The organism is Streptomyces sp. NBC_00057, from assembly GCF_045041165.1.
GTDB lineage: Bacteria > Actinomycetota > Actinomycetes > Streptomycetales > Streptomycetaceae > Streptomyces.
Genome location: NZ_CP108256.1, coordinates 5,708,658 through 5,734,292, shown reverse-complemented (window position 1 = coordinate 5,734,292; position 25,635 = coordinate 5,708,658). Strand labels below are relative to the sequence as shown.

Annotated in this window: 22 protein-coding genes and 5 pseudogenes; 3 read left to right on the top strand and 24 right to left on the bottom strand. The window is 69.8% G+C overall.

What is annotated here, in order from left to right:
• Window positions 1-16 precede the first annotated feature (16 nt).
• Together OG953_RS26935 and mycP are read right to left on the bottom strand one after the other, a co-directional pair.
• Complete coding sequence (locus tag OG953_RS26935) at window positions 17-448, bottom strand: hypothetical protein (protein WP_405687450.1); 432 nt, start codon at window positions 446-448, stop codon at window positions 17-19.
• A gap of 199 nt (window positions 449-647) precedes the next feature.
• The gene (gene mycP / locus OG953_RS26930; RefSeq protein ID WP_405687449.1) at window positions 648-1,919 is read right to left on the bottom strand and encodes a type VII secretion-associated serine protease mycosin; all 1,272 of its coding nucleotides are present in this window, start codon (window positions 1,917-1,919) and stop codon (window positions 648-650) included.
• Window positions 1,920-3,021: 1,102 nt separating this feature from the next.
• On the opposite strand from mycP, the gene OG953_RS26925 reads away from it, so the two are divergent.
• Complete coding sequence (locus OG953_RS26925) at window positions 3,022-3,312, top strand: hypothetical protein (RefSeq protein ID WP_405687448.1); 291 nt, start codon at window positions 3,022-3,024, stop codon at window positions 3,310-3,312.
• 299 nt (window positions 3,313-3,611) lie between these two features.
• On the opposite strand, the gene OG953_RS26920 is transcribed toward OG953_RS26925, so the two are convergent.
• From OG953_RS26920 to OG953_RS26875, 10 genes and pseudogenes are all read right to left on the bottom strand, one after another.
• A complete protein-coding gene (locus OG953_RS26920; protein WP_405687446.1) occupies window positions 3,612-4,094 on the bottom strand; it encodes a hypothetical protein in 483 nt (160 codons plus the stop codon).
• Between the two features lie 203 nt (window positions 4,095-4,297).
• The gene (locus tag OG953_RS26915; protein WP_405687444.1) at window positions 4,298-6,634 is read right to left on the bottom strand and encodes a xanthine dehydrogenase family protein molybdopterin-binding subunit; all 2,337 of its coding nucleotides are present in this window, start codon (window positions 6,632-6,634) and stop codon (window positions 4,298-4,300) included.
• Complete coding sequence (locus tag OG953_RS26910; protein ID WP_405687443.1) at window positions 6,631-8,361, bottom strand: 2Fe-2S iron-sulfur cluster-binding protein; 1,731 nt, start codon at window positions 8,359-8,361, stop codon at window positions 6,631-6,633. Before OG953_RS26910 ends, OG953_RS26915 begins: the two co-directional genes overlap by 4 nt.
• A complete protein-coding gene (locus OG953_RS26905; protein WP_405687441.1) occupies window positions 8,358-9,254 on the bottom strand; it encodes an FAD binding domain-containing protein in 897 nt (298 codons plus the stop codon). Before OG953_RS26905 ends, OG953_RS26910 begins: the two co-directional genes overlap by 4 nt.
• A gap of 397 nt (window positions 9,255-9,651) precedes the next feature.
• Window positions 9,652-10,244, bottom strand: a pseudogene (locus OG953_RS26900) (family 20 glycosylhydrolase); the annotation flags it as partial.
• A gap of 60 nt (window positions 10,245-10,304) precedes the next feature.
• Window positions 10,305-10,445 (bottom strand): annotated as a pseudogene (locus OG953_RS26895) (hypothetical protein); the annotation flags it as partial.
• Window positions 10,405-10,694 (bottom strand): annotated as a pseudogene (locus OG953_RS26890) (carbohydrate ABC transporter permease); the annotation flags it as partial. The pseudogenes OG953_RS26890 and OG953_RS26895, both read right to left, overlap by 41 nt.
• Before the next feature lie 9 nt (window positions 10,695-10,703).
• Window positions 10,704-10,925, bottom strand: a pseudogene (locus OG953_RS26885) (sugar ABC transporter permease); the annotation flags it as partial.
• Window positions 10,926-11,125: 200 nt separating this feature from the next.
• Entirely contained in the window at window positions 11,126-11,413 is a 288-nt protein-coding gene (locus tag OG953_RS26880; RefSeq protein WP_405687440.1) for a DUF3039 domain-containing protein, read from the bottom strand.
• Between the two features lie 30 nt (window positions 11,414-11,443).
• Window positions 11,444-12,004 carry a YqgE/AlgH family protein gene (locus tag OG953_RS26875; RefSeq protein ID WP_326765863.1) on the bottom strand — a complete coding sequence of 187 codons (561 nt, stop codon included), beginning with the start codon at window positions 12,002-12,004 and terminating at the stop codon, window positions 11,444-11,446.
• A 276-nt stretch (window positions 12,005-12,280) separates the two neighbouring features.
• Here OG953_RS26875 and murA point away from each other — a divergent pair, with 276 nt between their 5' ends.
• The gene (murA, locus tag OG953_RS26870; RefSeq protein WP_093900252.1) at window positions 12,281-13,621 is read left to right on the top strand and encodes a UDP-N-acetylglucosamine 1-carboxyvinyltransferase; all 1,341 of its coding nucleotides are present in this window, start codon (window positions 12,281-12,283) and stop codon (window positions 13,619-13,621) included.
• 194 nt (window positions 13,622-13,815) lie between these two features.
• Here murA and OG953_RS26865 read toward each other — a convergent pair whose 3' ends face one another.
• The 6 genes from OG953_RS26865 to OG953_RS26840 all read right to left on the bottom strand — a co-directional run bounded on the left by OG953_RS26865 (window position 13,816) and on the right by OG953_RS26840 (window position 21,055).
• Window positions 13,816-14,097, bottom strand: a complete 282-nt coding sequence (locus OG953_RS26865; protein ID WP_003968811.1) for an HU family DNA-binding protein — start codon at window positions 14,095-14,097, stop codon at window positions 13,816-13,818.
• A gap of 388 nt (window positions 14,098-14,485) precedes the next feature.
• Window positions 14,486-15,922, bottom strand: coding sequence for an NAD-dependent malic enzyme (locus OG953_RS26860; RefSeq protein ID WP_405687438.1), 1,437 nt, complete (start codon window positions 15,920-15,922; stop codon window positions 14,486-14,488).
• 461 nt (window positions 15,923-16,383) lie between these two features.
• Window positions 16,384-18,762, bottom strand: a complete 2,379-nt coding sequence (locus tag OG953_RS26855; protein WP_405687436.1) for a HelD family protein — start codon at window positions 18,760-18,762, stop codon at window positions 16,384-16,386.
• Between the two features lie 103 nt (window positions 18,763-18,865).
• Window positions 18,866-19,765, bottom strand: a complete 900-nt coding sequence (locus OG953_RS26850) for an anti-sigma factor family protein (protein ID WP_405687434.1) — start codon at window positions 19,763-19,765, stop codon at window positions 18,866-18,868.
• On the bottom strand, window positions 19,762-20,349 hold the full coding sequence (locus OG953_RS26845; RefSeq protein WP_405687432.1) for a sigma-70 family RNA polymerase sigma factor: 588 nt from the start codon (window positions 20,347-20,349) through the stop codon (window positions 19,762-19,764). Before OG953_RS26845 ends, OG953_RS26850 begins: the two co-directional genes overlap by 4 nt.
• Before the next feature lie 88 nt (window positions 20,350-20,437).
• The gene (locus OG953_RS26840; protein ID WP_405687431.1) at window positions 20,438-21,055 is read right to left on the bottom strand and encodes a CGNR zinc finger domain-containing protein; all 618 of its coding nucleotides are present in this window, start codon (window positions 21,053-21,055) and stop codon (window positions 20,438-20,440) included.
• 118 nt (window positions 21,056-21,173) lie between these two features.
• Between OG953_RS26840 and OG953_RS26835 the strand changes: the two genes are divergently transcribed.
• Complete coding sequence (locus tag OG953_RS26835; protein ID WP_405687430.1) at window positions 21,174-21,728, top strand: GNAT family N-acetyltransferase; 555 nt, start codon at window positions 21,174-21,176, stop codon at window positions 21,726-21,728.
• Between the two features lie 97 nt (window positions 21,729-21,825).
• On the opposite strand, the gene OG953_RS26830 is transcribed toward OG953_RS26835, so the two are convergent.
• From OG953_RS26830 to OG953_RS26805, 6 genes and pseudogenes are all read right to left on the bottom strand, one after another.
• Entirely contained in the window at window positions 21,826-22,389 is a 564-nt protein-coding gene (locus tag OG953_RS26830; RefSeq protein ID WP_405687428.1) for a GNAT family N-acetyltransferase, read from the bottom strand.
• Window positions 22,390-22,398: 9 nt separating this feature from the next.
• Window positions 22,399-22,812 (bottom strand): winged helix-turn-helix domain-containing protein, encoded by a 414-nt coding sequence (locus tag OG953_RS26825; protein ID WP_405687426.1) that lies wholly within the window; start codon window positions 22,810-22,812, stop codon window positions 22,399-22,401.
• Window positions 22,809-23,327, bottom strand: a complete 519-nt coding sequence (locus OG953_RS26820; RefSeq protein ID WP_405687425.1) for a hypothetical protein — start codon at window positions 23,325-23,327, stop codon at window positions 22,809-22,811. The genes OG953_RS26825 and OG953_RS26820 overlap by 4 nt, the downstream gene beginning before the upstream one ends.
• Window positions 23,328-23,494: 167 nt before the next feature.
• On the bottom strand, window positions 23,495-24,004 hold the full coding sequence (locus OG953_RS26815) for a GNAT family N-acetyltransferase (protein ID WP_405687424.1): 510 nt from the start codon (window positions 24,002-24,004) through the stop codon (window positions 23,495-23,497).
• Between the two features lie 348 nt (window positions 24,005-24,352).
• A pseudogene (locus tag OG953_RS26810) lies at window positions 24,353-24,551 on the bottom strand (winged helix-turn-helix domain-containing protein); the annotation flags it as partial.
• Window positions 24,552-24,626: 75 nt separating this feature from the next.
• A complete protein-coding gene (locus OG953_RS26805; RefSeq protein ID WP_405687423.1) occupies window positions 24,627-25,628 on the bottom strand; it encodes a LysR family transcriptional regulator in 1,002 nt (333 codons plus the stop codon).
• Between the last annotated feature and the right edge of the window lie 7 nt (window positions 25,629-25,635).

Here is a 25,635-nt window from a genome sequence, read left to right as displayed (position 1 = left end):
CCCGATCCCTGCGCCGTCACTTCAGGTCCCGGTCTTTCTTGGACGCCCGCTTGTGCCGGTCTGCTTGTGCCTGGTCCTCCGCCGCGAAGCCATCGGCGGTGGCGCGCAGGGCTCCTGACACGTCCTGCTCGAGCAGTCCGTCGACGTACTTCATCTGAGCATTCCAGCGCTTCACGAACACCTCGAATGCCGACCGCGACGCGAATCCCTTGAGGCTGGGGCCCACTTGCTTGGTCTCGGTCATCGTCTTGTTGTCGGCGTCCCGAAAGTCGCCCCGAACGATGTCGGCCTTACCCGCCCGCCTCCGCAGCTCACTCCCGGTGATCTTCACCTTCTCCTTGGCTCCGGACGGGCCTACCCCAGGTGGAAGGCTGTTGAGCTGCATCGCGGTTTGCTGCCTTGTGGCTGCTTCGGCTCGCAGTTCAGCCCATTCTTCGTCGAACGACACCCTTGCCCCCGTTTCGGATCCAGCCCAGACGCATACGTCGCCTCGTTGCCAAAGTGAATCCTCTTGGGTGGCCGACGACGCGAATGTCTTGAGCGAGTTAAAACTAGCTGAATCACGAGGGCGTGGAACAGTGTGTTCGAGTCATTCCTGCAGAACTCTCACACCACAACGTCTTGCCTGCAAGGTCCCCTTTGTGAATTCAGGAGTAGGGGCTTTGCCTCGGAGTATCTCCGTAGGGCGAGTTGGAGCCGGGGGGAGCGGTCGGAGGGGGTGCATAGGCCGGGTGCGTGGGCTGCTGGTGAGGCTGGGATTGCTGGTACAGGTTGGGGTGCGGAGCCTGCTGCGGGTACGCGGGCGGTGCGGCTGCGGCGGCGGACCCACGGCGGCGGGAGCGGATAGCCAGAGCGGTGACCACTGCGCCGATGAGCGCGGCTCCGCCGATGCCTAGGCCGATCCAGAGGCCGGTCTTGCTGCTGGTGACGCCGGATGCCGGGGCTGCTGCGGCGGGCTTGTCAGTGTCCCCTGAACTTCCGGTCGCCTTGGAAGGCTCGGCGGAGGGGCTGGGGCTCTCGGCCGCTGCGAGGTCGGGGAGCGGGTACACGTCGGCCGGGCCGGGGTTGCCCGGGTTCATCAGCACAATGCGGGGCCGGACAGAGCCGTAACCCACGTAGTCATTCCGCTTGGCACCGCTGGTCGGACCGCCGGCCGTATTCAGCATGACGCGGAGGACCTGGTTGTTGGTCCAGTCAGGGTGCTTGGACCAGATGAGGGCGGCGGAGGCGGAGGCGATGGCAGTGGCGTCACTGGTCCCGCTCGTCTTGCACAACTGAGTTCCGCCTGTACAGGGGTGGACCATGTCAATGCCTGGCGCCGTGAAATCGATCTGCGGCCCGTGTTGGGACTCGTCGGTCTTCTTCCCATCCTGGTCGATGGCCCCAACACCGACAACCCCTGGCGTTCCGGCTGGGTACACGACCGTGTTGGCCCCGTCACCGCTGTTGCCCGCCGCAGCAAAGATCAACGACCCATTATCGAGCGCGTACTTCACGGCATCCGTCAGTGCCTGCGATCCCGCGTGTGCACCCAGGGAAATATTGATGACCTTTGCACCGCGCTCGACCGCATACCGAATCGCCACGGGAGCAACCTTGTTGAACTCCTCGTCACCCTCTGCCTGATTTGCCCCGACGCCGGACTCAGGCATACGAACCGGTAGAATCTCGGACCCCGGCGCAAGTCCGAACGCCCCGTTCCCTCTATTGCTGCGGCCTGTGCCTGCGATCAGTCCGGCCATGCTCGTGCCGTGACCGTCATAGTCGGTGTGCTCATCACCCGCGACGTCCGGCTCCAGATCCTTGCCCTTAAGTACCTGCCCAACAAGGTCGGGATTCGACGGATCCACACCGGTGTCGAGCACGGCAACAATGACCCCCTTGCCCGTACTCGTCTTCCACATTTCGTCGGCCTTCATGACATCAAGGTGCCACTGCATGGAACGCGTGGAGTCGGCAAACGCAGGCACGGCAGCACCGCCCACCAACAGTAGGCCCAACACAGCCGACATCGTGGTTCGCCGTCGGGTGAGACCCCTGTTCCTGATGCGCATCCGAATCCCTCGTGATTTCTCTGCTGATCAGTCGATGACCGGCGGGACAACCCGTCGGCCACCCTGTTGCCAGGTCTCATCGTCTTCGACCAAATAATCCGGCCGCTCGCCGCCCTCGTCACGCCCTGTCGCATGCGTCCGAGAACTCTGAGGGGCGATGCCACCGCCCCGCCCTGCCAGCCCTGCACCGCGCTCCGAGTCTCCCGAGGCGCCACCTCTCACCAAACCCGACCCTCCGGGTGTGAACGGTCGCGTATCCGCACGGCCCCGCTGCTGACGTCCCCCGACCACGCCACCTGTCTCTCCAGTCAGACGACGACCGCCGCCGACGACATTCGGAGAGATGCCGGGACCAATACCACCGCCCATGCCTGGGACACGCCCCATGGGCGCCGGTCCGTGGGCGTTCTCGCTGCCCATGACCGTCCCGCGCGGAATACCGACGGCAGGACGTCCTGAGCCTGGGGGCACAACACGGCCGCCGGTGATCCCGTTGGGTCCGGCGGGACGGCCCATGGGCCCAGGGCCAAGCGGACTCACACCTGGGACACCCTGCGGCGGACGTGGCATCCGTGTCGTTCTGCCCCCTCCATTCGTGCTGCGTGGTGCGGAGGGACTGGTATTGGGGACAGGCGGAATGACGCCCACTGTCGGCGGGAGAACGGTGTCCGGCCTGGGCCCGGTCGGCGGCACCACTGGATTCGCGACCGTGGAGGGTGGAGCATCCGGCAGCATGGCCACTCCATCAATCCCCATGTCCACCGGCCTTGAGACTGGGGGCGACACGGTGTGTGAGGAGAAGTTCGTTCCTCCGGCGGGCGCGGTCACAGCAGCTACTACATCCGTGCTGCTTCCCGGTGCAGTGGCGTACCCAGCACCGCTGGTGGTCGATCCGGATCCGGGCCCAACGTGTCCGCCTTGTGCCCCGTCGAGTTTCTGGGCACCCTGCGGGGCGATCACCTCCGGCATGGCCGGGAACACCGGCTTGTCCAGAGACGTCATCTGCTCCAACGAGTGGGTATACGTCTGCGACAGGCTGCGCATCCGCGCAGCCGCCTCTTCGCGGTTCTTCTCCCTCGACGCAATCAACGTCTCTGCAGACTTCTTCGCCACCGCCGACGCATCAGGATCGTTCCTTGCGGCGAGAGCCGCCTCCAAATTCGCCTGTGCGCTCGCCTCCGTCCGAGGAATCGATGCCTGCGCCAGCGCAATCGCGTTCGACGCCTCACCGAGCAACCTCGAGGTGTCCTCGCTGTAATCCCCCAGGCGCAGTGTCGCGTTGGCCAGATCCGCGCTCCATGTATGGAATGCCTTGGCCCCCTCGCCCTTCCACTCCACCCGCTGCGGACGGACTTTCAGCTCCTCGGCGATCTTACGGATCTCCGACGCCGCGCTCTTCAGACGATCAGCAGCCCCCTGGATCTCACCGCTGCTGGCCTGGTCCAGCCACTTCAGCATCTCCTCGTGGGTCTTCTTGTCGAAATCCGTACCCATGACGCCGTTCCTCTCCCCGTCCTCGTCCCTGTCCTTCGCATGCAGAGAACATCTCCACCGGCATCAATAGGCACGGCTGTCAGACGTGTCTCCCGGCTCCTCCGACTTGGCCGGAAGCTTGTGTGCGTTCTTCGCCGTAGCGTCCGCCGCAACCTGTCCGGCCTCGTGGTGGGCGATCGTGCTGCGCTGGATCGCACGCATGCGGTCGCGGACATCCAAGTCGACGTTCTCGTAGCCCTTGTGGGAAGCGAGAACCGCGATGCTCATGCCCTCGATGGAGTCGGACAGGACGCGGGAAAGCCCTTCCAGCTCCTTGACGACCTTGGAGTACGCGCCGTGGAGGCCATCCGCCTCCGACCACTCGCCCTTACCGCCGCCGAACCGCTCGCGCCCCATGGCGTCTTCGCCGACCTTCCCCGGCCCCGCCGGCGACGCCTTGAGGTCGCGCAGGATCTCCTCGACGCGTTCGCGGAACTTGGTGAACGACGACAGTTCGGTGACCAGTTCGCCAACGGCCTGCGGTGCCACCGCACCCATGGCTCCCATGCCGCCCAGGACAGCCAATGAATACGCCGAAGACTCCGCCCCCGGATCGCTCGCTCCCACAACACCCTCCCCCGTTTAGCAACAGCCGATTGACGCTTCGACTTCAGCCTCGGGGTTCACCTTAGCCAGCAGCGGTGACAGTGCGCACCTCCGGGTTGCATGTGCAACCCGGATCACATCGAATCACACCATCCGTACAGGGCTCAGGACTTGGGGACTGCCACCGCCGCCTGGGGCCTGATGGGGAGGCGGTTGATCGGGCGGCCGGTGGCGGCTCGTACTGCTGCGGCCACTGCTGCGGGGGAGGTCACCACAGGGATCGCGGAAGCCGGCTTGGCGCCGAAGGGGGCCACCACGTCGCGTTCTTCGATGAGTTTGACGATGCGAATGTCCGGTGCGTCCAGGGCGGTCGGCAGCGCGTAGCCGGTGAGGTCGGGGTGGCGGATCAGGCCGCGGGGGCTGCGGAGGTTCTCGGTGAGGGCGGCGCCGATGCCCAGGGTGATGCCCGCCTCGATACGGGTCGCCAGCTGGGACGGGTTGAGGACCCGGCCGACGTCCTGGGCGATCGCCATCTCCACGACCCGGACGGAGCCGAGTTCGATGTCGACGTCCACCACCGCGCGGATCGCGCAGAAGGCGAGGCCGACGAAGGCGTCGCCCTGGCCCGACTCGTCCAGGGGTTCGGTCGGGTGGGGGCGGCACTGGGCGGTGGCCCAGAGTTCATTGCCGTCCATCGCTTCCGTGACCGTCGTGGACAGCACTCCGTCGTACGAGGTGATCTTGCCGCCGGAGATCTGCAGCAGCTCCGTGGACATGCCGAACTTGTGGGCCAGGGGCTGGAGAAGCTGTGTGCGGACCATCTTGGCGGCGCGTTCCACCGCTCCTGCCGAGACCCAGGTGTGGCGGCCGTGCGTCGCCGGGCCCGCCGGGGGCTGGTCGGTGTCGACGGACGCTACGTGCACCTCTTCGATGCCCAGGGTCTCCTGAACCACCTGGCGGGCGAGGGTCGAGAAGCCCTGGCCCGTTTCGACCGCGGCGCAGATGACCGTCGCGATGCCGTCGTGAACCCTGACCGTGGCCGTGGAGACCTCGTCGGCGCCCTCCGCCCCGAGCATGTGGACCATGCCCAGCGCATAGCCGACCCCTCGGCGCACCGCACCGGGCTCGCCCGCGCCCTCCGGGCCGCCGGGGAGCAGCCAGTCGTCCTCCGGGGCGTCCACGGGGAGGGCGGGGAGAGGGAACTCCCGTACAGAGCCGAGGAGTTCGGCCACCGGTGCCGGGCAGGTCACCGTCTGGCCGGTGGGGAGGATGTCTCCGGTGGACAGTGCGTTACGCAGGCGCAGATCGGCCGGGTCGATGCCCAGCTTGGCGGCCAGCTTGTCCATCTGGCCCTCGTACGCCGCGCATACCTGCATCGCGCCCTCGCCGCGCACATGGCCGGACGGCGGGTTGTTCGTACGGACCGCCCAGCCCTCGATGAAGGCGTGCGGGACGACGTACGGGCCGCAGGCGAACGCGACCGCCGCGGCCAGCGACTCGGACGAGTCATCGGCGTACGCGCCCGCGTCGAGCAGGATCTGTGCCTCGACCTTCACCAGCCGGCCCTCGGCGTCCGCGTGGTGGCGGTAGCGGAGCAGCGTCGGGTGGCGGTGGGCGTGGCCGAGGAAGGACTCCTCGCGGGTGGCGGCCAGTTTGACCGGGCAGCCGGTGCGTAGGGCGAGCAGCCCGAGTGGGAGCTGGAAGCCGGGGTCCTCGCGGTCGCCGGTCGCGCCGGGGACGCCCGTGACGACGACCTTCACCCGGTCCGGTTCGAGGCCGAAGCAGGCGGCGGCGAGGTCGCGGTCGGTGTGCGGGTCGGTGGAGGCGGTGTAGATCTCCACTCCGCCGTCGGGGCGGGGCACGGCGAGTCCGGCCTCGGCGCCGATCGGGGCCGGGTCCTGACGGCCGATGCGGTACAGGCCCTCGACGATGATCTCGCCGGTGACATCCGGGTCGCCGTAGCGCAGCGGGATGTGGCGGATCAGATTGCCGTCGGGGTGCAGTGGTTCGGCGGCGAAGGCCTTCTCCGGGTCGGTGACCGGTTCGAGGACCTCGTACTCGACGGCAATGGCAGCGGCGGCGAGCCGGGCCGTGTCGGGGTGGTCGGCGGCGACCGCGGCGATCGGCTCGCCGTGGTGGCGCACCAGGTCGGAGGCGAAGACGGGGCGGTCGACGACCCTGCGCCCGTACGCACTCTCCCCGGGTACGTCCTCGTGCGTGACGACGGCCCGTACGCCCGGCATCTCGACGGCACCCGAGGTGTCGATGGACAGGATGCGGGCGTGCGGGTGCGGGGAGCGGAGGACGGCCGCCCACAGCAGGCCCTCGGCCCAGAGGTCGGCGGCGTACGGGAAGGTGCCCTCGGTCTTGGCACGCGCGTCGGCGGGCGTGAGGGAGACGCCGAGGCCGAGCGCGGGCGGCTCGGCGTCGGGGCCTTCGACCGGCGGGGTGGTGATCCGTGTGCTGGTCGCGTTGGCAGCGGTGGCTGCGTCGTTGCTCACGCCATGCCTCCGTCCTGCAGGTGCGGCTGAACACTACCCGCGCCGGGGGGCGCCTGGTGCGGGATGCGGGCCTCGTCGGGCTCCGGGGACGAGGAGTCCGACGAGGCAGGGTCGGTGATCGCCTCGCGGCCCGCGACGACCTCGTTCACGGCGTCGAGGACGCCCCGGTAGCCGGAGCAGCGGCAGAGGTTGCCGCAGAGCGCCTGACGCGTCTCCAGTTCGCTGGGGGCGTGGTTGCCCTCCAACAGGTCGTGGACGGTCATGGCCATGCCTGGGATGCAGAAGCCGCACTGGACGGCACCGCACTTGGCGAGGGCACGCTGGACGTCCGACGGCTCGCCGTCCACGGCCAGGCCCTCGACCGTACGGACCTCGCTGCCGGCCGCGGTCGCCGCGGGGACCAGGCAGGAGGCGACCAGACGGCCGTCCACCTGGACGTTGCAGGCACCGCACTCGCCCTGCGAGCAGCCGTCCTTGGCGCCGGCGAGGCCGAGGCGCTCGCGGAGTACGTAGAGGAGCGACTCGCCGATCCAGGCGTCGGTGACGGGGCGGTCGGTGCCGTTCACATGCAGGACGTAGGAGGCGGCGGGGTGCTCGCTGGGCAGCGGTGAGGCTTCCGGCGGGGTGTCCAGTGGTGGTGCGTCCGGGGCCGTGTCCGGGGCTGTGTCCGGCTCGGAGTCGGGTGCCGTGCCGGCCGGCGGCTCTGTCGGGTGGTGCTCGGGCGTGGCCTCCACCGGGTGCTCGGCCGGGGTGTCGGCCGCCGGAACGGTGTCGGGGGCCGGGGCGGTGTCGGGGGCCGGGACCTGTGCGAGGTTCACCCCGAAAGCGGGGGTGTCTCCGGCAGCGGGTACGGGTACGTCCTCGGCCGCCGTCCTCGGTGCCGCCTCCGGGGCCTGGACGGTGCTGACTTCGTACGCGGACGGCTCCACCGCAGGCACGGAATCGGCTCCCGGCGCGCGCTCCGGCTCGACGTTCGCTCCGGGTGCCGGCTGCTCCACCGCGGGCTCGGGCTCGGGGTCCGCGACCGGCTGCTGTGTCGCCCACGGTGCGGGCGCACCGCCCGGCAGCGTGGCCGGTGGGGTCCGGTCCGCGTACCACTGGGAGGCCAGAGCCGACGCCGCGAACTCGCCGGACTCCTCAGGGAGGTCACCGTCGGCAACCGGAATCGTCCACTGGCCGGTGTGGCCGGCGGGGTCGGCATGCCCACTGTGTCCGGACTGGCCGCTGTGGTCGGACTGACCGCTGTGGTCGGCCGAAGCAGCGTGCCCAGGTTGACCGTTGTGGTCCGCGTAACCGCCGAACTCGGCGGACTCGGCGGACTCGGCGAAGTTCCACTGGCCCGTCGCGGCCGGCGTCTCCCGGTACTGCTCCTGCTGCGGGTACTCGTACCCGTACTGCGGCTGCTGGTTCGGGTCGGGCCAGTGCACCGCGTCGGGTGCCGACTGCTCCGCTCCCGTACCCCGCTCCTGCTGGCTCTGTGTCTGCATGACCCAGCTGCCCGTGGCCGCCGGGTCGAGTCCGGCCGCGGGGGTCAGCGGCAGGATCATCGGCGGTACGTAGCCATGGCCGGGCGCGGCCAGCGGGATGTCCGCCAGGTCCTCCGGCGGCAGGTGGACGAAGGCCGTCGCGTCGGCGTCGTACTCGCCGCCCTGCGGCGTCGGCTGCCAGCCCCCGTGCTGCGGCTGCTCCCGCTGCCCGTGCTGATCGTTGTGGTCCTCGTTGCTCACGACAGTGCCCTCCCCAGCGCTCGTCGGGCCAGCGCGGCGACGGTTCGCCGCAGATGCAGTACGGCGGGGGGCAGCGGTGGCGCCTCTCCCCCGTCGGCGGGCGGTGCCTGGTCCGGGATGCAGGCCGCGGCGACATACTCGCCGAAGGCGGCCAGCGCATCGGGTGCCAGGCCCCGTTCGCCGTCCCAGTCGATCAGTGAGGCGATCCAGCGCTCGGCCTCCAGCGGCCGCAGCGGCATCGGCGCGATGGCGCCGACCGCGCAGCGCACTCCGCGCCGGGCCGGGTCGAGGACGATCGCGACGGATGCGGTGGCGCGGGCGGGACCGGTGCGGCCGGTGGCCTTCAGGAAGACCTGGGGGGCGTGCAGCAGCGGTACCCGGACGAAGCCGATCAGTTCGGCGGGTTCGAGCATGTCGCGGCCGGCCAGCAGGTGCGAGACCGGGATCTCGCGGCGGGCGCCGCCGGGGCCCGCGATGACGAGTTCGGCCTCCAGCGCGGCGAGCACCGGCAGGGCGTCACCGGTCGGGGCGGCGGTGGCGATGTTGCCGCCGAGTGTTCCGGCGTTCCGGATCTGGGGCGGGCCCGCGGCGCGCGCGGACGCGGCCAGGGCGGGGATGAGGGCGGCGAAGTCGGGCCGCCCCATGCGTGCGTGGGTGAGTCCGGTGCCGAGCAGGGCGTGGCCGTCCTGGTAGTGCCAGCCGCGGAGCTCGCTGATCCGGCCGAGGCCGACCAGCCCCGAGGGGCGCAGCAGCCCCTTGTTGACGGCCGACATCAGGTCCGTACCGCCTGCCACAGGAACGGCGGCGGGCATGGCGCCCAGCGCCGCCACGGCCTCGTCGAGCGAGGCCGGCAGCGTCACGGACTGCGTCGCCTGCGGTGCGTGCGTGGTCAACCCAGCTGCCCCTTCCCGGTGTCCCGGCTGTCCGGCTTGTATCGCCGTACGGTACGTGCTCAAAGCCTGGACGTGGCAACTCTGGCACATCTTCCGACCGGCCCGACGCGAGGGTCCGCGAAGGGCGTATCCGTCCCCGACCAGGGGGATGGTCCCGATTCGCCCCGCTTTAACGCGGAGAGCGAATTGCCACTCTTCGGCGAGCCTTGTGCGGCTTGTTCCGTTCCGGCTGCTCCGACGGGGGCGCGTTCCGTTCCGGCGGGGGCGCGCTCCGGCTGCTCCGGGCCGGCGGGACGCGTTCCGGTATTCCGTTCCGGCTGGGATGCGTTACGGGTAACGACCGCCGGCCGTCACGCTCCCGGGGAGGGTGACGGCCGGACCCGGCGCGCGAGCGGGATCACACGTTCGGGGGCGGTCCCTCGAGGGGGCGTCCGAGGACGCCCGGGCGCTGCTGCCGGGGCAACGGGCCGCTCGGCGGCCGGTAGTCGACGCCGAGCGCGTCAAGCCGGGCGTAGTGCGTGGTCATTCGGCGTTCGAAGTCGGCGAAGTCCCGTTCGGCGGAGGCGGGCAGGGGCGACCGGGCGACCTCCGCGAACGCCGCGAGGCGCGGGAAGACCTGGTAGTCGACGCGGGCCCGGTTCTGCATGACCTCGGTCCAGACATTGGCCTGGGTGCCGAGGATGTGACGGGCCGCCTCCTCGGAAAGGCCCGCAGGTACGGGTTCGAAGCGGTAGACGTCCTCCAGGGTGCGGATGAAGCCGTTGGGCATCGGCTCGTCGGCGCCGCCGTCCTGACGGTGGTCCAGGTACACGTGCCGCCTTCGAAGATTTCGTCCCAGCCGATGAGCCGGCGTCCGCGTGCGGTGAGCCAGGTGTCGAAGTGCCGGACGACCCAGGACTGCAGCTCGTCCTCGTCGGCCAGGCCGAATTCGTCGATCCGGGGTTGGGTGGCCGGGGACTCCTTCCACTGGTCCTTGCGGCACTCGTCGCCACAGACGCCTGCGGCGCTTCCTCCGGTGATCACGACGCTCCGGCCGGTCCCGGTGGCCAGCCGGTAGCCCTCGGGTTCCAGAGCCGGGTCGATGCGCAGCCGGATGGTGTTCGCGGTGTCCTCGTGGCCCGGTGCGAGCGGCAGGCCGAAGGCGGCCCCGAGCGTGGAGCGCAGCCAGCGCGGAGACGATGACGACCGCACCGGCCACGAGCAGGCTTTGAGGAAGTACCGCCCGAAGTCATGCTGTTCGAAGACCCGGCGGAACGAGTCCGGGGACGGCGACAGCGTCCACGGGCGGAGGTCGGTGGACTGGATCTCGCCGGCCGGTTTGAGGGCCGAGAGCACCATCCAGTACAGCGGGGAGGCGACCGCGGCGGCGATCAGCAGTGCCGCGGCCTCGGCGGCCAGCCGGCCGGCCCGGCAGATGCGCAACATGCTCCTTGCGCTCACAGTTCCTCCCCCCTGGCGCCGCACCAGGCGCAGATAGACGAGCGTGACGGCCAGCAGGATCACCAACATCACGACGCCGATCGCCGAGCCGAGGCTGTGCTGCGAGGACGCGAACGCCTTCTGGTACGCGTACACGTTGAGCACCAGGTTCTGGCCGGCGATGCCGCCGCCGTTGGTCATGACATAGATCTGGGTGAAGACCTTGAAGTCCCAGATGATCGACTGGATGGTGTCGGTCATGGCACCGATGCTGCGTCCGTTCCTAGTCGTCGGCGTACTTGCCCTTCACCGGTCCCGCCCGCAGACGCCGACAAGTGGTCTCAACCACTCTGCGACCCAGCGATGCAGCCCGTGCAACGCAAAGAGCCCCGGGGCGCGCATTCGATGCGCGCCCCGGGGGCCCTGAGCAATGGTGGCCGAACGGCTCCGGACTACTTCTCGTCCTTGCCGCCCTTGCCCTTGTCGCCACCGGCACCCATGGACTCGTAGATCTCCTTGCACATGGGACAGACCGGATACTTCTTCGGGTCGCGACCCGGTACCCAGACCTTGCCGCACAGTGCGACCACGGGCGTACCCTCCAGGGCACTCGCCATGATCTTGTCCTTCTGGACGTAATGGGCGTAGCGCTCGTGGTCGCCGTCGCCGTTCGACACCTGTGGCGTCGGCTCTACGAGGGTGCCCGTACCTGCCCCGCGCTCGGGCTCAAGAGTGCTCATAACCGTCAAGGGTACTGAAAGGCCGGAGCATCAGTTCAGCGAAGGGTCGTCCGGGTAGGTGGCGATCATCGCCAGTTCGCTGCGCTGGCGGCGCAGGACCGCCCGCCAGAGGTGTTCGGGGCGCGGGGAGGAGACGTCTCCGGGCTCGGACTCGACGACGTACCAGGCCCCCTCGGTGAGTTCCGTCTCCAGTTGTCCGGGGCCCCAGCCGGCGTACCCGGCGAAGATCCGCAGCGAGCCGAGCGCCGCGGCCAGCAGCTCCGGCGGGGCCTCCAGGTCCACCAGGCCGATCGCCCCGTACACCCGGCGCCAGCCGAGCGGGCCCTCGTCGCCGGGGATGACGGCCACACCGAGCGCCGAGTCGAGCGAGACCGGGCCGCCCTGGAACACGACGTCGGGTTCGCCGGTCAGGCCGGCCCAGGGCGTGAGGATGTCGCCGACGCCGACCGGGGTCGGGCGGTTCAGGACCACGCCGAGTGAGCCCTCCTCGTCGTGGTCGAGGAGCAGCACCACCGCACGGTCGAAATTCGGGTCCGCGAGCGCGGGTGTGGCCACGAGCAGTCGCCCTGTGAGCGAGGACACCTCGGTCATGGCAGAAATGATCCCGCATCTTCGCTCTCCGCGGGGACCGAGTGGGCCGCCCGGTCACCGAGGGGGGCCGGGCGCAGCTCAGGGCGCATGGATGCACGGGGAGCGCGCCGTCCGGAGGGCATTGCGGACGGTAACCCTCCGCAAGAGTCGGGGAGCAGAGCGTGTTGTGGCGAATTCATGACGTTCGCACACCCCCTGCTCCCTTACGGAAGGGGGGCGGTGGGCCATTACCCTTTCGGTTGGCCCCCTGCCCGACCACTCCGGAACGCGAGATTCATGACCGGCACAGACGATGTCCTGCTTGTCCACGGCGGAACCCCGCTGGAGGGCGAGATCCGCGTCAGAGGCGCCAAGAACCTGGTGCCGAAGGCAATGGTCGCCGCGCTGCTCGGCAGCGGACCCAGCCGGCTGCGCAATGTGCCCGACATCCGCGACGTGCGGGTGGTGCGGGGGCTGCTGCAGTTGCACGGTGTGACGGTCCGGCCGGGTGACGAACCGGGCGAGCTGATCCTGGACCCGACCCATGTCGAGAGCGCCAACGTCGCCGACATCGATGCCCACGCGGGCTCGTCGCGCATCCCGATCCTCTTCTGCGGCCCGCTGCTGCACCGGCTGGGCCATGCGTTCATCCCGGGGCTCGGCGGCTGTGACATCGGCGGCCGGCCGATCGACTTCCACTTCGACGTGCTGCGGCAGTTCGGCGCGACCATCGAGAAGCGGGCGGACGGCCAGTATCTGGAGGCCCCGCAGCGGCTGCGCGGCACGAAGATCCGGCTGCCGTACCCGTCGGTGGGCTCCACCGAGCAGGTGCTGCTGACGGCCGTGCTCGCCGAGGGCGTCACCGAGCTGTCCAACGCGGCCGTGGAGCCGGAGATCGAGGACCTCATCTGCGTACTGCAGAAGATGGGCGCGATCATCTCGATGGACACCGACCGGACGATCCGGATCACCGGTGTCGACCGGCTGGACGGTTATACGCACCGGGCGATCCCGGACCGTCTGGAGGCGGCCTCCTGGGCGTCCGCGGCGCTGGCCACCGAGGGCAACATCTACGTGCGGGGCGCACAGCAGCGCTCGATGATGACGTTCCTCAACACCTTCCGCCGGGTCGGCGGGGCGTTCGAGATCGACGACGAGGGCATCCGCTTCTGGCACCCGGGCGGCGCGTTGAACGCCATCGCCCTGGAGACGGACGTGCACCCCGGCTTCCAGACCGACTGGCAGCAGCCGCTGGTCGTGGCCCTGACGCAGGCCTCGGGCCTGTCCATCGTCCACGAGACGGTGTACGAGTCCCGGCTCGGCTTCACCTCCGCGCTCAACCAGATGGGCGCGCACATCCAGCTCTACCGCGAGTGCCTGGGCGGCTCCGACTGCCGCTTCGGGCAGCGCAACTTCCTGCACTCCGCGGTCGTGTCCGGGCCGACGAAGCTGCAGGGCGCGGATCTGGTCATCCCGGACCTGCGCGGCGGTTTCTCGTACCTGATCGCCGCGCTGGCGGCGCAGGGCACGTCGCGGGTGCACGGCATCGACCTGATCAACCGCGGCTACGAGAACTTCATGGAGAAGCTGGAGAAGCTCGGCGCGAAGGTGGAGCTGCCGGGCGGGGCGCTGGTCTGAGGCGTGGCGCCTGACGGCTGCTGACGGGGGTTCGGGGCACTGCCCCGGGCCCCCGTTCTTCGTTCGCGGTGGGAGCCGGGTCCGTAGCCCTGGCCCGCGATGGCGGCAGAAGCCCAGAACGGGCCCTCTCGGGCCGGTACGCCGAAGGGCGGTCACCCTGGTCGGGTGACCGCCCTTCGGCGCGCCTGTGGGGCTTACTTGCCCTTGGCGGCTTCCTTGAGCTTGGAGCCCGCGGAGACCTTCACGCTGTAGCCGGCCGGGATGTTGATCGGGTCGCCGGTCTGCGGGTTACGAGCGGTGCGAGCGGCACGGTGGGTGCGCTCGAAGGTCAGGAAGCCGGGGATGGTGACCTTCTCGTCGCCCTTGGCGACGATCTCACCGACGGTCTCGGCGAGCGCGGCCAGCACGGCGTCGGCGTCCTTGCGAGTCACCTCGGCGCGGTCGGCCAGGGCGGCCACCAGCTCACTGCGGTTCATGTTGTTACTCCCGTGTTCTTCTTGCCTGTGAGGCGTGAGATCGAAGCCGATGCTGCCAGGGCCCTCGGACAGTCCCCGGACCCGGGTCTGTCGTCAGACCCTCGCGCCCGATTACGCATCCTGCCCCCACCTGCGGCGGGAAAGCCAATCCGGCACCCTCCGGAGTCACACGAAAAGCACCACTGCCTCGTCGTGGTGACGTTCCGTCGACCCCCCGAAAGCGGTCCGCAGCGGATGCGGGGCTCTGCGGGACGCGCCGCCCGCCCACCCTAAAGGGGCGTTTGTGGCGCCGCGACCCGCGACGCGCCGTACGTCAGGCCAACGTGGGGGCACCGCGGCCGTGGGCGACATCGACAGGGGCCGTAGCGGGTTCTGTGAGTGGGTGGGTTCAGCCGAAGTTGCCCGAGCCTGTCACAGCACCGCCCGCCGCCTTCGCAGCGTCCCGGACGGCACCGGCGACCGCTCCCGCGACCCTGTCGTTGAAGACCGACGGGATGATGTAGTTCGCGTTCACCTCGTCCTCGGCGACGACATCGGCGAGGGCGCGCGCCGCGGCGAGCATCATCTCCGTGTTGACGGTGCGGGACTGCGCGTCCAGCAGACCGCGGAAGACACCCGGGAAGACCAGCACGTTGTTGATCTGGTTCGGGAAGTCGGAGCGGCCGGTGGCGACAACTGCCGCCGTCTGACGGGCGATTGCCGGGTCGACCTCGGGGTCCGGGTTCGCGAGCGCGAACACGACCGCACCGTCGGCCATGGCGGCGACATCGGCGCCGTCCAGCACGTTCGGAGCGGAGACGCCGATGAAGACGTCGGCGCCCACGACGGCCTGCTTGAGGGTGCCGGTGATGGATTCGGGGTTGGTGTTGTCGGCGATCCAGCGCAGCGGCGAGTCGGCGTCCGCGGAGACCAGGTCCTCGCGGCCCGCGTGCACCACGCCGTGGATGTCGGCGACGACGGCGTGCTTGACGCCCGCGGCGATGAGGAGCTTCAGAATGGCCGTACCGGCCGCTCCGGCGCCGGACATGACGACCCGTACGTCCCCGATTCCCTTGCCCACCACGCGCAGTGCGTTGGTCAGCGCGGCCAGGACCACGATCGCGGTGCCGTGCTGGTCGTCGTGGAAGACGGGGATGTCCAGGGCCTCGCGCAGCCGTGCCTCGATCTCGAAGCAGCGGGGTGCGGAGATGTCCTCCAGGTTGATGCCCGCGAAGCCGGGGGCGATCGCCTTGACGATCTCGACGATGGCGTCGGTGTCCTGGGTGTCCAGGCAGATCGGCCAGGCGTCGATGCCGGCGAACCGCTTGAAGAGGGCCGCCTTGCCCTCCATCACCGGGAGGGCGGCCATCGGGCCGATGTTGCCGAGGCCGAGCACGGCGGAACCGTCCGTCACAACTGCGACGGAATTGCGCTTGATGGTGAGGCGGCGGGCGTCCTCGGGGTTCTCGGCGATCGCCATACAGACCCGGGCCACACCCGGGGTGTAGATCATCGAGAGGTCGTCACGGTTGCGGATGGGGTGCTTGGACGCCATCTCGATCTTGCCGCCGAGGTGCATCAGGAACGTACGGTCGGAGACCTTGCCGAGCACGACACCCTCGATGCCGCGCAGGTTTTCGACGATCTCGTCGGCGTGCGAGGTCGAAGTGGCGGCGATGGTGACGTCGATCCGCAGCTTCTCGTGGCCGGAGGCGGTCACATCGAGGCCGGTGACCGAACCGCCGGAGGACTCCACGGCCGTGGTCAGCTGGGAGACTGCTGTGCCGCTCGCGGGCACCTCCAGCCTGACCGTCATCGAGTACGAGACGCTGGGCGCCGTTGCCATGGCCGAGTCCTTCGCTTTCCTTAGCTTCATTGCCGCGCGGCCGGGGCGCTCACCTCGGACACGCTTCCCGATCGTCGCACCTACTGGCTGGTAGCCGGTAATGACTGCCGCGTTTCGAAAAGTATTTTCCACCATACGAGAGATCGCTGCTTCAGTGGAACCCCCGGCGCCTCCCCGCCCGGGCCGGAAGCCGCCAAGCCCGCAAAGAAGCCGTCAGGTCCACAAACAACAACAGACCCGCGCCACCGGAAGGTGACGCGGGTCTGTCTTCTTGTTCAAGCGGCACCGACCCGCCATGCTCGCCTCGCGGCAAGTGGTCGCTCGAAGCGACGAAGGTTGGGCCCGGGGGCTTGGATCGAGCCGGTGCCGACACCAGGCTAACAAAGACCCCGCAGAAGTGATTCCCGCAGGACAGACCGGTTCGAAAATCTGCCCCGACGGCGGTGCCTCCGCTCCTTGCCTCAGTCCCTCAGCAGGTCCGGGACGCCGTCCTCGTCGGGCAGATCCCGCTCCCCCGAGACCACCGTGAGCTGCTGCGTCGCACGCGTCAGCGCCACGTACAGCACCCGCAGACCGGCCGGGGACTCGTCCGCGATCTCCGCGGGCGAGACGACCACCGTGGCGTCGTACTCCAGGCCCTTCGCCTCCAGGCTGCCCAGCGCCACCACCCGCTCGCCGAGCTCGGCGAGCCAGTTGCGGGCCTGCGCCCGGCGGTGCATCGCGACGACCACACCCACCGTGCCGTCCACCTCGGCCAGCAGCCGCCGCGCCTCCTCGCGCACCGATGCCGCCAGATCGCCGTCCCGTACGGTCTCGAAGCGCGGCTTCACACCCGTGGAACGGACCGCGGCCGGTGACGCCATTCCGGGCATCGCGAGCGCCAGGACCTTCGAGGCCAGCTCAGCGATCTCCGCCGGGTTGCGGTAGTTGACCGTGAGGGTGAAGCGGCGGCGCGGCCGGTTGCCGAGTGCCTCGTCGCGCGCCCGGGCCGCCTCGTCCGGATCGGACCAGGAGGACTGCGCCGGGTCTCCGACGATCGTCCAGGTGGCCGTCCGGCCGCGGCGGCCGACCATGCGCCACTGCATGGGCGTGAGGTCCTGCGCCTCGTCGACGATGACATGCGCGTACTCCGTACGCTCCGCGGCCAGCCGCTCGGCCCGTTCGCGCTGGGTCTCCTCGCGCTGCGGCATCAGCTCCTCCAGTCCGGAGAGCTGGTCCAGCGGGTCGAATTCGCGCTTCTTCTTCGGCCGGAGCGGGGTGCCGAGCAGCGTCTGCAGCTCGTCGAGGATCGCCACGTCGTGTACGGAGAGCGGCCCGTTCCCTTCGCTGTCGAGCCGCTTCAGGGAGCGGGCGAAGCGGCGCACCTCGCCCTGGTTGAGGACCCGGCGCGCCCAGCGGCCGAGCCGCTTCTCGTCGGCCATCGCGGCGAGCACCCCGCGCGGGGTGAGCTCGGGCCACCAGGCGTTCAGGAAGGCGAGGAAGGGCGTCTCGGTGGAGACGTCCTCGTCGAAGGAGGAGCGCAGTTCGGCGGCCAGCTCGGGGTCGGCGTAGCGGCCCCGGCCCGAGGACTTGTTCCACAGGGCGTCCAGGAGCAGCCTGCGGGCTCGCGGGCGCAGCAGGTTGACCGGGGCGGTGCCGCCGAGGACGGACTGCCGGATGCGGTGCAATTCGTCGGCGTTCAGCTCGACACGGGCGCCGAACGCGACAACCCGCAGCCGGGTAGGGGTGACCGGGGCCTCGTCGGCTCCGTCGCCGAAGGACAGCTGGCCGTCCCGGTCCTCCGTCTTGCGGGGGGTGCCGGGCTGTTCCAGTGCGCCGCGTGCCGCCTTGCGCAGCACCTGGAGCATCCGGGAGGAGCCCTTGATCCGGGCGACGGCGGGTTCGTCGTACGTGGTGGCGCCCTCGACGCCGGCCGCCTCGTCGGAGAGCGAACCGACCGCGCGGATCGCGACCTGTCCTTCCTCGCCCAGCGAGGGCAGCACGCCTTCGGTGTACGCGACAAGGAGCGGGGTCGGCGAGACGACGAGGATGCCGCCCGCGTAACGCCGCCGGTCCTGATAAAGGAGGTACGCGGCGCGGTGCAGGGCGACGGCGGTCTTGCCGGTGCCGGGGCCGCCGGACACCTCGGTGACGGAGGCGGCGGGGGCCCGGATCACCATGTCCTGTTCGGCCTGGATGGAGGAGACGATGTCCCGCATGGTGTGGCTGCGGGCCTGGCCGAGCGCCGCCATCAGGGCGCCGTCGCCGATGACGGGGAGCTTGTCGCCGCCCAGGCACGCGGTCAGCTCGGGGCGCATCAGGTCGTCCTCGACCCCGAGGACCTTGCGGCCCTTGGAGCGGACGACCCGGCGGCGTACCACCCTGCCCGGTTCCTTCGGCGTCGACCGGTAGAACGGTGCGGCAGCCGGTGCGCGCCAGTCGATGACCAGCGGCGCGTAGTCGGAGTCGAGGACCCCGATCCGGCCGATGTGCAGTGTCTCCGCGATATCGGCGGAGTTGTCGTCGCGCACGGCGTCGTCGGCCGGTTCGACGGAGGTGTACGCGCCGTCCGGGCCCCGTTCGCCGTCCTTGCCGAGCAGCAGATCGATCCTTCCGAAGAGGAAGTCCTCGAACTCGCTGTTCAGCCGATTGAGGTGGATTCCGGCCCGGAACACCTGGGCGTCGCGCTCGGCGAGCGCTCCAGGGGTACCGACCTGGCCGCGCTTGACGGCGTCACTCATGAGAAATTCCGCCTCGTGGATCTTCTCTTCGAGGCGGTGATAAACGCGGTCGAGATGTTCCTGCTCGACACCGATTTCCCGGTCCCGCATCGAATCGACAGCGGCATCCTGCGCGGCCACCGAGGCCCCCTTCTGACGTGCATTGGGCAGCCGTCAACCCTATGCGAAGCGGGGGCCGCCGCGCACCTGCCGCGCGTATCGAAATGGCACGGCGGGGTATCGATCAGGCGTCGACCTCCACCAGCCGCTTGCCGTCGAACGTTCGCACCTCGAAATGGTCGATGTCGCCGCGGCCCATCGCCGCACCGCCGTGGACATAGAGCGGGTACTTCGAGGCCGGGTGCGGGGAGTCCTTGATGCCGTATCCCCACTTCGGTACGGACCAGGAGGTGACGACCTCTTCCTCACCGGTCTTCGACACGGCGATCAGGCTGCATTTCTCCGGACCCGTGACGTTCTTGAGCTCCAGCACGGCGTGGGTGCCCCATGCCTTCTTCTCCATGCCGATGGTGGCGTCGACCTTGGTGGTGGGGTCGGTGGCCCGCACCTTCTCCTTCATGTGAGGGAAGAAGGCGTCCTCGGCGGGACCGGTGGGGTACGGGTCGGCCGCCTGCGCCGAGGTACCGTCGTTGCCGATCGCCAGGACCACGACCGCCGGACCGCCGATGATCAGCGCGGCTGCCGCCGCGACCAGATACATGGAGCGGCGCCTGCGCCTGGCCCGTTTGACCGCGACCTCGTCGACCAGCCGGTCGAGCATGCGGGGAGCGGGCGGCTGCGGAACGTGCGGGACGGGGCGGGCGCCCGGTACGGCGACCGGGGACTCGGAGAGCAACGCGAGCATGGGTTCCAGGCCGGCGAACTCGTCGAGATGGGCGGCGCACAGGTCGCAGTCGGCCAGATGCGCCTCGAAGGCGGATGCCTCGGCATCGTCCAGAATGCCGAGGAGATACGCACCGGCGGCGTCGTGCCCGGGCCCTTCGGCGGCTCCGCCCGGGGCTGTGTGGCCACCGGGGCCACCGGGGCCACCGGGGCTGCCGGGGCTGCGGGGGCTGCCGGGGTTTCGGGGGCCGGAGGGACCGGTCGGCCGGAGCCCGAAAGGCTCCCACTCGTGGTCGCTCATGCCGTGATCCCCCTTTCTTCGAGAGCAAGCTTCATCGAACGCAGTGCGTAGAAGACCCGGGACCGCACCGTCCCGCTGGGGATGCCCAGCACATCAGCCGCCTCATTGACCGTACGGCCCTTGAAATAGGTCTCGACCAATGCTTCCCGGTGCGCAGGGGTCAAATCGTCGAGCGCGTCCGAGAGAGTCATCAGCCACAACGCCTTGTCTGTCTCGTCCTCCGCGGGAATGACCTCCAGCGGCGACGGATCGACCTCGTGCGGCCGGGACTGCCGGCTGCGGTGGCCATCGATGACGATGCGCCGGGCGACCGTCACCAGCCAGGGGCGGACGGAGCCGGCGGCCCGGTTGAGCCGGCCGGCGTTCTTCCAGGCACGGATGAGCGTTTCCTGCACCACGTCCTCGGCGCGCTGTCGGTCGCCGGCGACGAGGCGGAGCACATACGCGAGCAGAGGTCCGGCGTGTTCGCGGTAGAGCGCCCGCATCAACTCCTCGTCGGGGACGTCGGAGGGGGACGGGGGCGGCTCACGGCGATGTCGAGCCCTGTGCGGACGGTCATCGGCCACGGCCGCATCCTTGCGCACCCGAACCTCCCGGTCGAGACCCTGTCGAGCTCCTTGACCATGAACACGGAGGGGGACCACGATGCATTCAATTCCACTTCAAGATTCTTTACGGCGTTCCCGCGTCCGCGTCCGTGATCGCCACGGCCGCCGCCCGGCGCCGGTGCCGGGCCACCCGCTCCCGGTTCCCGCACACCTCGCTGGAGCACCAGCGGCGTCGGCGTCCGCGCGAGGTGTCCAGGTAGAGGCGGCGGCAGTTGCCGGCCTCGCAGCGGCGCAGGCCGGCTCGCGCCACGGGGTCGGTCAGGAGTTCCACGACGTCGCGGGCCACGGCGGCCAGCAGTGCCCCGCATTCGGGATCGGCGCTCAGTGTCCGTACCAGCGTGCCGCTTCCGCCGCGTACGGCCCGCAGTCCCGGTGGTGCGGCCGAGGCGAGCGCGTTGACCCGTTCCAGGGTGCTCTCGGCTCTGCGGCCGCCGAGTTCGGCGGTCAGCAGGCGGTCGACGCCGGCCCTCAACTGCCGGAAGCGCACCACCCAGGTGTCGTCCACTGCGCCGAGGTCGGTGCCGCTCGGTACGAGTCCGGCGGCCACCAGCCAGTCGGCGAGCCGCCCGGCGCCGTCGAGCAGTTCGCATGCGCCGGAGGTGCCGATTCCTGTGGCCACCAGGTCCAGGCAGGGGCGGCCGGAGTCGAACCGCCAGTCGTACGAGCTCTTACTCGCCGCCATGGGCATGTCACCGCCTCGGGGTCTCCGGTGGAGGTCTCCCCCAGAGTGCCCCTCGTGGGGCCGCCCCGGAACCCCTGCTGCCATGCGGGCCGGTGAACGCGAGCCGTACGGTGTCCTGATGGACGACGATCTCCGTACCGCCACCCTGACGGCCGGCCCGCTCCTGCTCCGGCCGTGGCTGCCCGACGACGGACCGGCCCTGATCGAGGCGTACCGCGATCCTGCGATGCGCGCCATGGTGCGCATACTGGTCACGGACGAGGCGGAGGCTCAGCAGTGGCTGCGGGTGCAGCAGGAGGGCCGGGAATCCGGCAGCCACTTCAGTTTCGCGGTGGTCGATCGCGATCACGCCGACGAACCGGTTGGCAATGTGATACTCAAGTACCCCGAACCGGGCTCCGGCAGCGCGGAGGTCGGCTACTGGACGGCGGCGCGGGCGCGCGGCCGCGGAATCGCGCCGCGGGCGCTCGGGGCGCTCACCGACTGGGCGTTCGAAGCGTTCGCCGGGGACGGGCTCGTGCGGCTGGACCTGCTGCATCAGGTGGACAACGAGGCGTCCTGCCGGGTTGCCGAGAAGAGCGGATACGGCTTCGCGGAGGTTCTTCCGGCACGGCCGCCGTGGCCGCTGGACGGACACCGGCATGCGCGGGAGCATACCGGGGGCGTCCGGTAGCCGTCTTTGTCCTCAATCGCCGGGCAGGCTCAACTTTGACTCCCGCACGGCGAAAGCAAGCTCGTCCGGCGTTCGAGGACACTCCCAGAGCCAACGATCAGCCCGTCAACGGCCCATCGTGCAGGATCCGCTGGAACAGCCGGTGGTCGCGCCACTCGCCGTTGATGTGCAGGTAGCGCGGAGCCATCCCGTACTGCTCGAAACCGCACTTGGCGAGCACCCGCTGCGACGCCACGTTGTCCAGCACCGTCCCTGCCTCGACCCGGTGCAGGCGCAGCTCGTCCCTGGCCAACTCACAGATCCGCTCGACGGCGACCGTGGCCAGCCCGCGGCCCGCGTACTCGACATCGACCCAGTAACCGAGAACCCCGCTGCGGAACGGTCCGAGCACAATGCCGTTGAGGTTGAACGAGCCCACCACACGGTCCTGTTCATCGGCGAGCACCCACGGCATCACCCGCCCCGCGTCGCGGTCCGCGAGCATTCCGGCCAGGCGTTCCCGCTGCCCCTGCTCGGTGTAGAAGGTGTCGGGCCGCACCGGCTCCCAGGGCTGCATGTACGCGCGGCTGCGGGTCAGCGCCACGGCGAGGGAAGCGGCGTCGGCCGGGGTGACGGGACGGAGTCGTACCTCCGCGTCGAGCCGGTGGATGTCATTGGTCATCCCAGCACGCTATCCCGGCCTCATTTCGCCGCGCGCTCCCCTGCCGGGCCCGTCGGCCGGTCGAAGGTCCGGATCGGCTCCGCCCAGGGCCTGTGCGCTCGCGCCGGCGTTTTGGGCTGCGGAGACGATGTCCTGCAGCGCTGCGACGTGTTGGGCCAGTGAGAGCTGTCCGGCAGGGGTGAGGGAGAGCCAGGTCCTCGGCCGTTTGCCGACGTAGCCCTTACGGATCTCGACGTATCCGGCGGCCTCCAGGGCCGACGCGGCCTTGCTCAGCACCGAGTCGGACACGTGGCAGTGGTCACGAACCGCCGCGAACTCGGCTTCGGCACAGGCGGAAAGGAACGCCACAATGGCCAACCGGGAGGGGACGTGCAGCGTCTCGTCGAGGACGGGCCTTTGTGGCTGGGGTGGGCCGGCGTTCATACCAGTTCCTGCAGTTGACGCCTGATCACGGTGTTGTGCCGGGCAAAGCCGGCCCAGAAGCCGAGCCCCAGGGTGACAGCCATGGCGACGACGGTGACGTGTGCGCCGCCACCGACTGCCCAGCACACTCCCCCCACCAGGCCGGCAGCGGCGATGGTGGGGGCCAGGACCGTGAGGATCTGCTTCCTGCGTTCCGCCCCGGACTGTGCGGACCTGGGCTGGATCACGCCCCTGCTCCGCCTCGAGGCCCGCCTGAGCGCGAAGACCACCAGCCCTGCCAGCGGCCAAGCGACCCATTGCTGAACGAGGATCCCGTCCGCCTCCAGGAGCCTCTGTGCGACAACGAAGTAGATCGCGAGGACGGCACCACTGGTCGGCCCGTACCAGGCAGGCAGGATCCGGGCCTGGAGTCGCGCGCGGGCCTGGGCGGCCTCGATATCCCGCAGAGCACTCGTCGCGGCGTCGGCCGACAGAGCGCCCTCGAGTGCTCCATCGCCAGTGGTGTTCTGTTCCATCACGCGCTCCAAGGCGTTCCCACCGGCGTCTTGACCGGCCAACTGTTGCCATCATGCCATGTACTTTCTTCATGGAAAGTACATGCCTGCCTCGCAATGCCGTGGACCCCCGGAGCGAAGAGCCGAGCTCCGGGAAACGATCAGGAACAGCGCGGGCAGGAGCATGTTCAGCCGTAGGTCTTCGCCGGGACGACGAACGAGATCCAGGTGTCGGGCGGCACGTCCGGTCGGCCTGGTACCGGCCTGCGTTCCTCGATCCAAGCGTCGCCGGCGATCTCGGTGGCGACCCGACGCCAGAACTGGACTGCGGCAACGTTGCCCTCTTGGAAGGCGACCTGCCACGGCCCCGGATGCTTGGCCACGACCTCTTGAACGGCGCGCAGCCCGATCCCGGTCCTCCGGACGGCACGCACCACGAAGAAGCTGCTCAGGACCCGCGTCGGAGCAGTCAGGCTGCGGACGAACGCGAGCCCGACAGGGCTCTCGCCACTTGTCACGAGATAGGGCGCCCAGTCAGCCTTCGTGAAGGCGGCGTGGAGCCGATCACTCCGGAAGGTTCCGTCCGGGTTGGGCAGCACACCGCCGAACTCCGACATGTCGTGGCGAAACATCAGCCAGAGGCGTTCCAGTACGGGGCGGTCAGAAGTATCGGCGAGGCGCACGGATACGTCGGACATGCAGCTCCTTCGTGTTCGGCGGCCGGGTGGCGGCGGGGCGTCTCCGGCCCGCTTGCGGATGGCAGGATCGCGGTGGTCGCTCCAGTGCGCCCAGGCCGTGAGCCGGGTCCAGGGCATGAAAAAAGCCTCCCTGGCGGAGGCGTTGCCCGGCCGGGGAGGCGTAAGTGCTGACGGACAAGTTATCAGGCTCCTGGAGGATCCCCTCTCTCTCGAACTGGTCGGCGCTCGGCGTCGGCTGATCTCTACGGCGTACTCGGGGCTGAAGCTCCGCGTTCGTGATCCCAGTTGTCTGCGGTGTTCCGACTGAAGCCGAGCAGGCGGCTGATCAGATGATCTGAACGAAACGGCCTAGCAAGCAGGACTGACATCGGGACTGTCCCCCACCTGGTCCAGCGCCAGCCGGTAGCCGCGCTTGACGAACGTCTGGATGAGGCGGGGTGCGCCCAGTGACGTACGCAGCCTCGCCATGGCCGTCTCCAAAGGCGTGTTCGTCCGTTCCGCTGCCGGACAGCGCGCGCAGCAGGTCGGCGCGGGCCACCACCGCCCCACCCTGTCCGCGCCCCCACCACATTGCACCCGGGCGATGAACGTAGCGCACGGCAACGGCACTTCCTTCCCCCGATCAGGTGGATTTCAACATGAGAGATGCATCGATCTCGGGCAGCCAGCTTCCGTCCGGCCGCACCATCCAGCCCTGCTCGGAGCCCAGTTGAGCTGCGGCTTTGCGCAATGCGTCCAAGCCGGGGTGGCGCAGCCCCTTGCGCCAGACCAGCAGCAGCGGGGAGAGCGGTACGGGCCGGGCCAGCGGACGCACCACGGTGGCCGGCATCGGAGGGAAGTCGACCACGCACAGAACCGGGTGCCGCGACTTCGCCATGACCCGTTGAAATTCGGCCACGCCGATCGCGAGTGGGGCAGGTGGCGCCAGCTCGATGCCCCACTCGGCGAAGAGCAGCCGGGCGAGGTCCGTCCACTCCTCGGTGCGCGGGTTCCCGGCACCCGCGTAGACGGTCTCGCCGGCCAGGTCGTCCAGCGCGACGACCTCGTGCGCGGCGAGGGGGTGATCGTCGGGGAGCAGAACGGCCATCGGCTCGTACCGCACCGGCTGTACGCCGAGCCGTGCCCGCACCGCGGGGTCGAGTCCGGCGGCGCGGCCGAAGGAGACGTCGAGCCGCCCGGCGAGTATCTCGTCGGCGGCCCAGGTGAGTCCGCTCTCGAAGCGCGCCATCAGCTCGCACGCCGGAGCCAGCTCCCGTGCGCCGGCGAGTACGCGGGCGGCCGTCATGCCGTCGGTGTTGAGGTCGACGAAGAGCGGCCGGGCCGCGGGGTCGGCGAAGGCTGCGGCAAGATCGGCGTGCGCCTCCAGCACCCGCCGGGCGTACGGGAGGAGCCGTTCACCGTCTGCGGTGAGGGCGACCTGCCGGGTGGTGCGTACGAACAGTTCCGCGCCCAGCTCGCGCTCCAGCCGACGGATGTCCCGGCTCAGTGCCTGCTGGGCGATGTAGAGCCGGGCGGCGGCACGGGTGAAGTGCAGCTCCTCGGCGACGGCGACGAAGGCGCGGAGCAGCCGAGGGTCGGTATGGGTATGCGTCTGGGTGCCCGTATCGGCAGCGGAGGAGGCCACACCCGGG